This is a genomic window from uncultured Polaribacter sp., from assembly GCF_947497125.1.
Lineage (GTDB): Bacteria > Bacteroidota > Bacteroidia > Flavobacteriales > Flavobacteriaceae > Polaribacter.
Genome location: NZ_CANMFI010000004.1, coordinates 261,550 through 274,128 on the forward strand (window position 1 = coordinate 261,550; position 12,579 = coordinate 274,128).

The 12,579-nt window shown below is 32.5% G+C and carries 11 protein-coding genes; 7 read left to right on the forward strand and 4 right to left on the reverse strand.

Features of this window, described 5'->3' with window-relative positions; all coding sequences use genetic code 11:
* Positions 1-4: 4 nt before the first annotated feature.
* The 4 genes from topA to glpK all read right to left on the reverse strand — a co-directional run bounded on the left by topA (position 5) and on the right by glpK (position 5,297).
* Complete coding sequence (gene topA / locus Q0678_RS08210) at positions 5-2,512, reverse strand: type I DNA topoisomerase (protein ID WP_299056458.1); 2,508 nt, start codon at positions 2,510-2,512, stop codon at positions 5-7.
* 121 nt (positions 2,513-2,633) lie between these two features.
* Positions 2,634-2,879: a fibronectin type III-like domain-contianing protein gene (locus Q0678_RS08215; RefSeq protein ID WP_367181510.1), complete on the reverse strand. Its 246-nt coding sequence runs from the start codon at positions 2,877-2,879 to the stop codon at positions 2,634-2,636.
* Between the two features lie 115 nt (positions 2,880-2,994).
* Positions 2,995-3,735 (reverse strand): MIP/aquaporin family protein, encoded by a 741-nt coding sequence (locus Q0678_RS08220; RefSeq protein ID WP_299056461.1) that lies wholly within the window; start codon positions 3,733-3,735, stop codon positions 2,995-2,997.
* A 68-nt stretch (positions 3,736-3,803) separates the two neighbouring features.
* Positions 3,804-5,297, reverse strand: coding sequence for a glycerol kinase GlpK (glpK, locus tag Q0678_RS08225; protein ID WP_299056463.1), 1,494 nt, complete (start codon positions 5,295-5,297; stop codon positions 3,804-3,806).
* Positions 5,298-5,975: 678 nt separating this feature from the next.
* Between glpK and miaB the strand changes: the two genes are divergently transcribed.
* The 7 genes from miaB (at position 5,976) to groL (ending at position 12,554) form a co-directional block, all read left to right on the forward strand.
* Positions 5,976-7,433, forward strand: a complete 1,458-nt coding sequence (miaB, locus tag Q0678_RS08230) for a tRNA (N6-isopentenyl adenosine(37)-C2)-methylthiotransferase MiaB (protein WP_299056465.1) — start codon at positions 5,976-5,978, stop codon at positions 7,431-7,433.
* An 83-nt stretch (positions 7,434-7,516) separates the two neighbouring features.
* Positions 7,517-8,740 carry a sigma 54-interacting transcriptional regulator gene (locus tag Q0678_RS08235; RefSeq protein ID WP_299056466.1) on the forward strand — a complete coding sequence of 408 codons (1,224 nt, stop codon included), beginning with the start codon at positions 7,517-7,519 and terminating at the stop codon, positions 8,738-8,740.
* A gap of 43 nt (positions 8,741-8,783) precedes the next feature.
* Complete coding sequence (locus Q0678_RS08240) at positions 8,784-9,290, forward strand: LptE family protein (RefSeq protein ID WP_299056468.1); 507 nt, start codon at positions 8,784-8,786, stop codon at positions 9,288-9,290.
* A gap of 13 nt (positions 9,291-9,303) precedes the next feature.
* The gene (locus Q0678_RS08245; protein ID WP_299056471.1) at positions 9,304-10,074 is read left to right on the forward strand and encodes a hypothetical protein; all 771 of its coding nucleotides are present in this window, start codon (positions 9,304-9,306) and stop codon (positions 10,072-10,074) included.
* Positions 10,071-10,400, forward strand: a complete 330-nt coding sequence (gene secG / locus Q0678_RS08250; RefSeq protein ID WP_299056473.1) for a preprotein translocase subunit SecG — start codon at positions 10,071-10,073, stop codon at positions 10,398-10,400. Before Q0678_RS08245 ends, secG begins: the two co-directional genes overlap by 4 nt.
* A gap of 170 nt (positions 10,401-10,570) precedes the next feature.
* Positions 10,571-10,846 (forward strand): co-chaperone GroES, encoded by a 276-nt coding sequence (gene groES / locus Q0678_RS08255; RefSeq protein WP_299056475.1) that lies wholly within the window; start codon positions 10,571-10,573, stop codon positions 10,844-10,846.
* A 73-nt stretch (positions 10,847-10,919) separates the two neighbouring features.
* Positions 10,920-12,554 carry a chaperonin GroEL gene (groL, locus tag Q0678_RS08260; RefSeq protein ID WP_299056478.1) on the forward strand — a complete coding sequence of 545 codons (1,635 nt, stop codon included), beginning with the start codon at positions 10,920-10,922 and terminating at the stop codon, positions 12,552-12,554.
* Positions 12,555-12,579: the final 25 nt, after the last annotated feature.

Genomic DNA, 12,579 nt, shown 5'->3' on the forward strand with positions numbered 1-12,579 from the left:
TAATTTATTTCTTTTTAACAACCTTTTTTTTCTTTGCTGCCGGCTTCTTTTTTGCTGTTTTTTTCTTGGGAGTCTTTGCCAAAATCATTTTAACTGCTTCGGCTTTAGTTAGTTTTTCTATATCGGTTGTTTTCGGTAGTTCTATCTTTATTTTTCCTTTTAAAACATTAAAACGTCCCCAACGAGCTTTCTCTACTCGTATTCCTTCATCTTCCCAATTATGAATAACCTTATCTATTTCTTTTTGCTTTTTAATTTCAATCAACTCAATAATATCATCGTCTGAAAGCGCATCAAAATCGTACTTTTTATTTACGTTTATAAAGATATTGTTCCATTTGATAAAAGGTCCAAAACGACCAACACCTTTTTGTACTGGTAAATCTTCGTAGTGATAAATAGGTGCATCTGCTTTTTGCTTGGCTACAATTAATTCTTCTGCTCTTGGCAAATCTACTTCCATTGGATTTTCTCCTCTGTCTAAAGAAACAAATAAAGTTCCAAAACGAATATAAGGTCCAAAACGACCATTAGACACAATTACCTCTTCTCCTTCATAAGTTCCTAATGTTTTTGGCAACAAAAACAACTCTAGCGCTTCTTCTAAAGTAATGGTTCCTAGGTTTTGTTCTTTATTTAAACTTGCAAATACTTTTTCTTCGTCTTCTGGAGCTCCAATTTGTGCAATTGGTCCAAATTTACCCAAACGTACCAATACTGTTTTTCCAGTTTCTGGATGTTTTCCTAAAATACGTTCTCCACTTTCTCTCTCTGCATTTTCTTTAACATCTTCTACATTGTCATGAAATTTGGTGTAGAAATCTTTAATCATTTCTGTCCAGTTTTCTGTACCTTCGGAAATGTCATCAAAAGAATTTTCTACTTTGGCAGTAAAACCAAAATCTAAAATATTAGAAAAATTAGCTACTAAAAAATCATTTACAATATTACCAATATCTGTAGGAACCAATTTGTTTTTATCAGAGCCTGTTTTTTCTGACAATAACTCACTTGTAACTTTTCCGTTGGTTAAAATAAACTGCTGATAGTTTCTCTCTACTCCTTCATTTTGACCCTTTTCTACATACCCTCTTCTTTGTACAGTAGAAATTGTTGGGGCATAAGTAGACGGCCTACCAATACCTAATTCTTCTAATTGTTTTACCAAAGAGGCTTCTGTAAAACGATATGGCGGACTCGTAAAACGCTGAGTCGCATTTATAAAGTTGTATACTAAAGACTCATTAACCGTTAAATTTGGCAACATACCTGCTTGCTCTTCTGCCTCATCATCATCGTTTCCTTCTAAATATACTTTTAAGAAACCTTCAAACTTTATCATTTCTCCGTTAGCAGTAAAAATTTTAGAATTTTCAGAATTTTCTATTTTTACATTCGTTCTTTCTAACAATGCATCACTCATTTGAGATGCTAAAGTTCGTTTCCAGATTAAATCATACAATCTTGTTTGATCATACTCAATATCTACAGAATGCATTTTCATGTTGGTCGGTCTAATTGCTTCGTGGGCTTCTTGCGCCCCTTTTGCTTTCGACTTAAAAACACGTTGTTTGCTATATTCTTTTCCGTAATAATTACTAATTTCTTCTTCAGCAGCATTTCTAGCATCTACAGATAAGTTTACACTATCTGTTCTCATATACGTAATTAAACCCGCCTCATATAAACGTTGTGCAACTTGCATGGTTTTACCTACCGGAAACCCTAATTTTCTTGAAGCTTCTTGCTGTAATGTTGAAGTTGTAAAAGGTGCTGCCGGAGATTTTTTAGCTGGTTTTTTTGATAAATCTGCAATATTAAAATCGGCATTTGCACAAGAATTTAAAAAATCTTCTGCTCCTTTTTTGGTTGTAAAGTTCTTTGGTATGGTTGCTTTAAAACTTTTTCCTTCTTTGTTAGAAAACTGTGCAACAACCTTATAATGTGTTTCTGGTGTATAATTAAGTATGCTACGTTCTCTTTCTACAATTAAACGAACGGCTACTGATTGTACTCTACCTGCAGACAAACCTCCTTTAACTTTTCGCCATAATACTGGCGATAATTCATACCCAACAAGTCGATCTAAAACACGACGCGCTTGTTGTGCATTTACCATGTTGTAATCTATATCTCTCGGGTTTTCTACTGCTTTTAGAATAGCATTTTTTGTGATTTCATGAAAAACAATACGCTTAGTATTATCATCTTTTAGCGCCAATTGTTCTTTTAAGTGCCATGCAATAGCTTCTCCTTCTCGATCCTCATCACTAGCCAACCAAACAGTATCTGCTTTTTTAGACAATGATTTTAACTTTTTTACAATTGCTTTTTTATCGTCAGAAACAATATATTTTGCACTAAAATCTCCATCTACATCAATACCTAATTCTTTGGAAGGCAGGTCTGCTATGTGCCCATAACTAGATTCTACCTGAAAATCTTTTCCAAGAAACTTCTCTATGGTTTTTGCTTTTGCTGGTGACTCTACAATTACTAAATTCTTTGCCATGTATGTTTTTTTTACTCCAATTGCACTTTATAACTGTGCCTATTTTGGTTTGCAAAAGTATGTAGTTTTTTTTTATTAAAATTTCTTTAATCAGTTTTTACGTTAATTTTAAGATAATAAACTACTCAACTGTAATTTTTTTCATCATTTTTGTCAGTGAATCACCTCCAATAAACAACTGAAAATCAACAGTTTCTACCTCCCGTTTTCTATTTTCAGTATAAAACTGTAACACCTCTTTATTTATTGTAAAAGAAACTGTTTTTGTTTCACCAGCATTTAATTGTATTTTTTGAAAGCCTTTTAACTCTTTTACAGGTCTTACAATACTTGCCTTTTTACTAAAGTATCTGGTAAAATTTGAGATTCCTTTATAAGAGTAGAATTAACTTTTCTACAATATCTGTTATTAGCATGAAGTGTTCTTATCTGATATTTTAATATTATTCAAATTTTAAATACGAATATTGTAAAAATAACTATTATGAAGAGAGTACTAAAAATAATAAACTTGCTAAAACGGCACCAATAATTGGCCCCAAAACAGGCACCCATGCATAACTCCAATCGCTTGAAACTTTATTTTTAATAGGTAAAAATGCATGCACAATTCTAGGCCCTAAATCTCTTGCAGGATTTATAGCATAACCGGTAGTACCTCCTAAAGACAAACCTATTACCCAAACTAAAATTGCAACAGGTAAGGCTCCTAAAGAACCTAAACCAATAGGTGTTTGATTATTTCCAGAACCATTTAAACTAGCATCTGTAAAATATAAAACTACTAATACTAAAACAAAACAGCCAATAATTTCACTTAGCAAGTTACTTGCATAATTTCTGATTGCAGGCGCTGTACAAAAGACCGCTTTTTTTAACTCGCCATCTGCAGTTGCTTTAAAATGATCTCTGTACAATAACCAAGCAAAGAAAGCGCCCAACATTGCTCCAATAAATTGAGCTACAACATAGCTTGCAACCAAATTCCACTCAAACTTACCAGCTACTGCCAAACCTATTGTTACCGCAGGATTTAAATGTGCACCACTATAAGGCCCTGCTACAGAAACTCCTACAAAAACTGCAAAACCCCATGCTGTAGTAATTACCAACCAACCTAAATCGTTCGATTTTGTTTTTTCTAAGACAACATTGGCTACTACTCCTGCTCCTAAAAGTATTAATAAAAAGGTTCCTAAAACTTCTGCAATAAATGGTGTCATAATTTTATGTATTTGTACTCTAATTGATTATTAAATAGTATTAATATTATTTTTTAAAAGCGATTACGCTACATTTTTGCCCAAAATTCTAAAGCAGCAATTGCTCGATACCATCCTTTTATATTGTTCTCTATTTTTTCTCTTTCTTGTGATGGAATAAACTCTGTATCTATTTGCCAGATTTCTTTAATCTCTTCTTCATCTTTCCAAAATCCAACGGCAAGTCCTGCTAAAAAAGCAGCTCCCATTGCTGTCGTTTCAACAACTTTAGGACGAATAGTCTTTGTATTTAAAACATCTGCCTGAAATTGCATTAATGTATTATTTACAGTTGCACCGCCATCTACACGTAGTTCTTTTATGGTTGTTTTAGCATCTGCTTCCATAGCTTTTAGTATGTCCATCGACTGGTAGGCAATAGCCTCTAAAGTTGCTCTCGCAATATGCGCATCTGTAGCGCCTCTTGTCAATCCAAAAATAGTTCCTTGCGCTTTCTGGTTCCAATGTGGGGCACCTAAACCTGCAAATGAAGGCACAAAATAAACACCTTCAGAATCTGTAACTGAATTTGCCAATACCTCTACATCTTCAGAATTTCTAATAATTTTTAACCCATCTCTAAGCCACTGTACAGCTGCACCTGCAATAAAAACACTACCTTCAAAAGCATAAGTAGTTTTATTGTTGATTTTCCAAGCAACAGTTGTTAGCAAATTATTTGAAGACTTTATAGGTTTATCTCCAATATTCATTAACATAAAGCAACCCGTACCATAGGTGTTTTTCACCATACCTTTCTCTGTACACATTTGCCCAAAGAGTGCTGCTTGTTGGTCTCCAGCAATTCCGGCAATTGGTATGTTACAGTCAAAAAATGTGGACTTAGTATGCCCATATATTTCGCTAGATTGTTTTACTTCTGGCAACATCGATTTAGGTATTGTAAAAAGATCTAACAACTCGTCATCCCAAGACATTGTATTAATATTAAACAATAATGTTCTAGAAGCATTTGTAACATCTGTTATGTGCCGTTGTTTTTTAGAAAAATTCCAAACCAACCAAGAATCTATAGTCCCTAAAATTAAGTCGCCTTTCTCTGCTCGCTCTCTTGCACCTGCTACATTGTCTAAAATCCATTTTACCTTGGTTCCAGAGAAATAAGAATCAACAACCAAACCAGTTTTTTCTGTTATCATTTTAGACTTACCTGCAGCTTTTAACTCGTCACAATAATTAGCTGTTCGTTTATCTTGCCAAACAATAGCGTTATAAACAGGCTCTCCTGTATGTCTGTCCCAAACAACTACAGTTTCTCTTTGATTGGTTATACCTATTGCTGCAATATCTTCCATTTCTAATCCTTTACTTGCAATTGCTTCTGCAGCTACCCCAGCTTGAGTAGACCAAATTTCTACAGCATCATGCTCTACCCAGCCTGGTTTTGGAAAAATTTGAGTAAATTCTTTTTGAGCGATAGATCGTATGCTTCCTTTTTTATCAAAAACGATTGCTCTAGAGCTTGTAGTTCCTTGATCTAATGCTAATATATATTTACTCATAATTTATTATTTTTTAAAGTTTATAATCGAATTTCTTTTAAGGAAATACGCTTTTGAATAAAAAAAGCTATTAATACTTCCCAAAATTATTTGCGTACCAATTCTTATAGTCTGCTTCCAATTCTTTTACAAGTTCTTGATATACAAGCGCTAAATCTTTACGCTCTGCTGAATCTTTTTTGATATTGAATAACTTTAACTCTTTGTTATTTACAATTGGCGCTAAATAATAATAATAATCTGTCGGTTCACTTTTCCAGTGATTTTCTCTCGCATTTGTAAGTTTCCAGTCTCCTTTTTACATCTAACATACATCATTTACAAACTAGCAAACATTAAGTATTTGTGTATAAGAATATGTTTACCTAATCAATAGCAGCAACTAACAATTGTAAACTTAGAACTATTAATGAGTATATGTAAAATACTAAGTTTTAAAATCATTTATTTTCAACTTCACAAGAAACAAATAGAGCTACAAGAACTAGAATTAAATTGTTTTTCACCTTTAAAACATGTTAGATTCTCAAATCTATAAATAATTATCATAAAAACAAGAAATCCTTAATATTTATATCAAACTTTCATCAAATTCTTAATAAAATTGATTTTTGTTTTCTGCCAATATGTCATTAATTTTCAATTTTGGTTGTATATTTGCAATTCATTTTTTTGAATATGGAACATACAGAAAAGGTAATTGACGAAAAAATACAAGGCAAAGCACTTGTAACCGAAAATAAAGCAGAAAACACCAAGAAACTATTTATAGAGAGTTACGGCTGTCAGATGAATATGAACGATAGTGAAATTGTAGCTGCAATTTTAGATAAAAACGGATATAATACAACTCAAATTCTTGAAGAAGCAGATTTGGTGTTGGTGAATACTTGTTCGATCAGAGAAAAAGCAGAAACCTCTGTTCGAAAAAGACTACAAAAATACAATAGGGTAAAAAAAGAATCTAATAAAAATATGAAAGTAGGTGTTTTAGGCTGTATGGCAGAACGCTTAAAAGAAAAATTTTTAGAAGAAGAAAAAATAGTAGACTTAGTTGTAGGCCCAGATGCTTACAAAGATTTACCTAATTTACTAGAAGAAGTGTATGAAGGCAGAGATGCTGTAAATGTAATTTTATCCAAAGAAGAAACCTACGGAGATATTTCTCCTGTGAGATTGAATAGTAATGGCGTTACTGCTTTTGTATCGATAACCAGAGGTTGCGACAATATGTGTACCTTTTGCGTAGTTCCTTTTACCAGAGGTCGAGAACGCAGTAGAGACCCAAAGAGTATTTTAGAGGAAATACAATCTATGGTAGACCAAAATTTTAAAGAAATTACACTTTTAGGTCAAAATGTAGATAGCTTTTTATGGTATGGAGGCGGTTTGAAAAAAGATTTTAAAAAAGCTTCTGAAATGGCACAAGCTACTGCAGTTGGTTTTGCAGAATTACTAGACATGTGTGCTACCAAATTTCCGAAAACACGTTTTCGATTTTCAACGTCTAATCCTCAAGATATGAGTTTAGATGTAATTCATGTAATGGCGAAACACAAAAACATTTGTAAATACTTGCATTTACCAGTACAAAGCGGGAGTAACAATATGTTAAAAGCCATGAACAGACAGCATACCAGAGAAGAATATATGGAGCTGGTAGACAATATCTTTAAAATTATTCCAGAAATGTCACTTTCACAAGATATGATTGTTGGTTTTTGTGGCGAAACAGAGCAAGACCATCAAGATACTTTAGAACTCATGAAGTATGTAAAATATGATTTCGGTTTTATGTTTTCTTATTCTGAAAGACCTGGAACTTTAGCAGGTAATAAAATGGAAGATGATGTGCCTTTTGAAGTTAAAAAAAGACGTTTGCAAGAGGTTATAGATCTACAACAAGAACATGCTTTGTATAGAACACAACAACACTTGGGTAAAGTAGAAGAATTTTTAATTGAGGGTACTTCTAAAAAAAATCCGAACCAATGGAAAGCAAGAAACACCCAAAATACGGTTGCCGTTTTTGACAAAGGAAATTACAAATTAGGAGAATTTGTAATGGTAAAAGTAGAAGATTGTACTTCTGCGACTCTAAAAGGAACTGTTGTTGGTTATTCTGACAACAATTAATATTCAGTAAAGAAGTACAAAGTAAAAAGTTTTATGAGTTATAGTCTTAACAAAAAACTTTAAACTTTTAAAAAAGTATTGAAATGGAAAACTTACAAACTATAAAACAGCGTTTCGGAATTCTTGGCAACGACATTCATTTACATCGTGCTTTAGAAAAAGCCATTCGGGTGGCTCCTACAGACATTTCTGTTTTAGTTACTGGAGAAAGTGGTGTTGGTAAAGAAAATATTCCTAAAATAATACATTCTTTATCACACAGAAAACATGCAAAATATATTGCGGTAAATTGTGGTGCAATTCCAGAAGGAACTATAGATAGCGAGCTTTTTGGTCACGAAAAAGGTTCTTTTACAGGAGCAACACAAGACAGAAAAGGTTATTTTGAAGTTGCAGATGGTGGTACTATTTTTCTAGATGAAGTAGGCGAATTACCTTTAACAACACAAGTTAGGCTATTGCGTGTTTTAGAAAATGGAGAATTCATAAAAGTAGGATCTTCAAAAGTATTAAAAACAAATGTTAGAATTGTAGCTGCAACAAATGTAAACATGCAAACTGCTATAGAAAAAGAACGTTTTAGAGAAGATTTATATTACAGACTTAGTACCGTAGAAATTCATTTGCCTGCACTTAGAGACAGAAATGAAGACATCCATTTATTGTTTAGAAAATTTGCCTCAGACTTTGCGCAAAAATACAGAATGCCGTCTATAAGATTAGATGAGAATGCTATCAACACACTATTAAATTATCGTTTCCCAGGGAATATCCGTCAGCTAAAAAACTTAGCAGAACAAATTTCTGTTATAGAGGAAACCAGAACAATTACCGATGAAAAATTAAAGCAATATTTACCTAATAATTCTGGTAATTTTCCTGCTGTTGTTGGCAGTAAAAAAGAAAACGATTTTTCTACGGAAAGAGATATTATGTATAAAATATTGTTTGATATGCGTAATGATCTTAACGATTTAAAGAAGCTTACTTTAGATTTAATCAAAAATGACAATATAGAAGAAGTTCAAGAAGAACATCAACAACTTATTGAAAAAATTTACGGTGACAACAAAGAGAAAGATCATAAAATAGAAGTTTTAAATTTACCTCAAAACTCATCTACGGAAAAAGAATACGACTTTATTGAAACCATAGAAGAAGACGAATCCTTATCTTTACAAGACAAAGAAATTGAAATGATTAAAAAATCTCTAGAAAAAAACAGCAATAAGCGTAAATTAGCTGCAAAAGAACTTGGGATCTCTGAGAGAACATTATATCGAAAAATAAAACAATACGATTTATAGTTAACAAATAAATTTAATACCAACTAAGGCAACTTTACATTCAATGAAAAAAATATTTTATTTTCTGTCATTTTTAGTAAGCATAACAATTGTTACCGCTTGTGGTGCGTATTCTTTTACTGGCGGTAGTACTGGAGATGCAAAAACAATACAAATAGATTTTTTTCCAAACCAAGCTTCTTTGGTAGAGCCAACTTTAAGTCAGCGTTTTACGCAAGACTTATTAGATTTATTTACAAGACAAACAAATTTAACAACCGTTAGCGCTAACGGAGATTTATATTTTAGCGGAGAAATTACAGGATATAGAATTAATCCTATGAGTGCAACATCGCAACAAACTGCTGCCCAAAACAGATTAACTGTTACCGTAAATGTTAGGTACGCAAATAAATTAATAGAAAAAGACGACTTTGAAAAACAGTTCTCTTTTTACTCAGATTTTGCAGCAGATGCACAATTAAGTGGTAGTGTTTTAGAAGCCGCATTAGATGAAATTTTAGAGAGAATTACACAAGATGTATTTAATGCTTCGGTAGCTAAATGGTAATACTTTACAGAAAATGAAATTAGATACTTTTACCAATACACTTCAAAATTGTACTAGAATAAATCAAGTAGAAACAGTAGAATTAAAAAAAATTATTGAAGAATATCCTTATTTTCAATCTGCAAGAGCACTGTATCTAAAAGGCTTAAAAAACCAAGAAAGCTTTAAATATAATTATGAATTAAAACAAACTGCTGCCTATACAACAGACAGAAGTATTTTGTTTGATTTTATAACTTCAGAAAAATTTAATTCTACAGAAGAAGACATTCATCAGCAAATTTCAGAAAAGATACATAAAGAGCGTAAAGAAGCTAATCCTGTTAAAGAAATTTTTAAATCTACAAAAAAAGCAAGTATTCAAGAAACTACTATTATCGAAGCTAAAAAAGAATTGGAGTTAGGAACTCCGCTTTTATTTTCATCAGAAGAAAATTATTCATTTAGCGAATGGCTTCAACTTTCTAATAAGAAACCTATTGACAGGTCACAAGAAACCAATGTTTCTCAAGAAAAAAAAGAAGCAATTATTACTAAATTTATTGAGAATAATCCAAAAATAAAACCTGTAAACAAAGATAAAATTATAACAACTTCTATTGCTAAAAACGAACAAGACACCTCTCTAATGACCCAAACATTGGCAAAGGTTTATCTAGAACAAAACAAGTATGAAAACGCAATACAAGCTTATAGAATTTTAAGTTTGAAATATCCAGAAAAAAGTGGTTTCTTTGCAGACCAAATTAAAAGAATACAAATTTTACAAAAAAATAAATCATGAGTTACACGGCTTTTTTAATTTTAATTTTGATTGTAGCAATTGCGTTAATCTTAATAGTAATGGTACAAAACCCTAAAGGCGGAGGCTTATCTTCTTCTTTTGGTGGCGGTGGCGCACAATCTTTAGGAGGCGTACAAAACACAAATAATTTTTTAGATAGAACAACTTGGACGTTGGCAATAGCAATGTTTGCATTAATTTTACTATCTAATTTTATTATAGACAGAGGTGCAGACCAAAACTTTAAGTTAGACAATACTTTAGATGGTATTGAGACTACAGTGCCTGCTGAAAACACAACAAACACAAACGATAGTTTACAATAACTATTTTTTAAATAATATAAAATGCCAACGTAAATGACACGTTGGCATTTTTTTTTTGAATAATGATTGACAAACAAATCAATCAAAGAAAAAATGTCAGTTTTTATGCATTGGCATAATTTCTGACTAATTTGATTTAAAATATTTTAATTATTAAAAATTTATATAAAATGGGCGTAAACATTAAACCTTTAGCAGACAGAGTTCTTGTAGAACCTGCACCAGCAGAAACAAAAACAGCATCTGGTCTAATTATACCAGACAATGCAAAAGAAAAGCCACAACAAGGTACAGTAGTTGCCGTTGGAAACGGTAAAGTAGACGAGCCTTTAACTGTGAAAATTGGAGATACCGTATTGTATAGTAAGTATGGCGGAACAGATCTAAAACTAGAAGGAAAAGATTACTTAATGATGAGAGAATCTGATATTTTAGCGATTATTTAATAAAGCTTTAAGCACTATAAATTAATTAAAAAACGCCAAAAGTGAAATACTAATGGCATAAAACTTATTTAAAATGGCAAAAGACATAAAATTTGATATAGAAGCTAGAGACGGATTAAAACGTGGAGTTGACGCTTTAGCAAATGCAGTAAAAGTAACCTTAGGACCAAAAGGTAGAAATGTAATTATTTCTAAATCTTTTGGAGCTCCAACAGTAACCAAAGATGGTGTTTCTGTAGCAAAAGAAGTAGAGCTAGAGAATGAACTAGAAAACATGGGTGCTCAAATGGTAAAAGAAGTTGCTTCTAAAACCAATGACTTAGCTGGAGATGGAACAACAACTGCTACTGTTTTAGCACAAGCAATTGTAAAAGAAGGCTTAAAAAATGTTGCTGCAGGTGCAAATCCAATGGATCTGAAACGTGGTATTGATAAAGCAGTAACTGCAATTGTTACAGATTTAGAAAAACAAGCTAAAAAAGTTGGAAACTCTTCAGATAAGATAAAACAAGTAGCTGCAATTTCTGCAAATAATGACGATGTTATTGGCGATTTAATAGCAACCGCTTTTACTAAAGTTGGTAAAGAAGGTGTTATTACTGTTGAAGAAGCTAAAGGAATGGAAACTTATGTTGATGTTGTAGAAGGAATGCAATTTGACAGAGGATACTTATCTCCTTATTTTGTTACCGATGCAGATAAAATGATTGCAGATTTAGAAAATCCGTATGTTTTATTATTCGATAAAAAAATCTCTAACCTACAAGAAATTCTTCCAATTTTAGAACCTGTTTCACAATCTGGAAGACCTTTATTGATTATTGCAGAAGATGTAGACGGACAAGCATTGGCAACCTTAGTTGTAAATAAATTACGTGGTGGTCTTAAAATTGCAGCTGTAAAAGCACCTGGTTTTGGAGACCGTAGAAAAGCAATGTTAGAAGATATTGCCATCTTAACTGGTGGAACTGTAATTAGCGAAGAAAGAGGTTTCTCTCTAGAAAATGCAACATTAGACTTGTTAGGAACTGCAGAAGGAATAACAATAGACAAAGACAATACTACAATTGTAAATGGCGCTGGAGATGCAGCTGCTATAAAAGCAAGAGTAAATCAGATAAAAGCACAAATAGAAACCACTACATCAGATTACGATAAAGAAAAACTACAAGAGCGTTTGGCTAAATTGGCTGGTGGTGTGGCTGTACTTTATGTTGGTGCTGCTTCTGAAGTAGAAATGAAAGAGAAAAAAGACAGAGTAGATGACGCTTTGCATGCAACAAGAGCTGCTGTAGAAGAAGGTATTGTTGCTGGTGGTGGTGTTGCATTAGTTAGAGCTAAAAAAGTTTTAGAGAAAATTACAACAGATAATTTAGATGAAACTACCGGGGTACAAATTGTAAATAAAGCCATTGAAGCTCCTTTAAGAACAATTGTTGAAAATGCTGGCGGAGAAGGTTCTGTGGTAATTAACAAAGTGTTAGAAGGTAAAAAAGATTTTGGTTATGATGCTAAATCTGACAAATATGTAGACATGTTAGATGCCGGAATTATAGACCCTAAAAAAGTAACACGTGTTGCTTTAGAAAATGCCGCATCTGTTGCAGGTATGATCTTAACTACAGAATGTGCTTTGATAGACATTAAAGAAGATGCTCCTGCAGGCGGAATGCCTCCTATGGGTGGCGGAATGCCAGGAATGATGTAAACCAGAAGTACTGGTAAGTAATTAT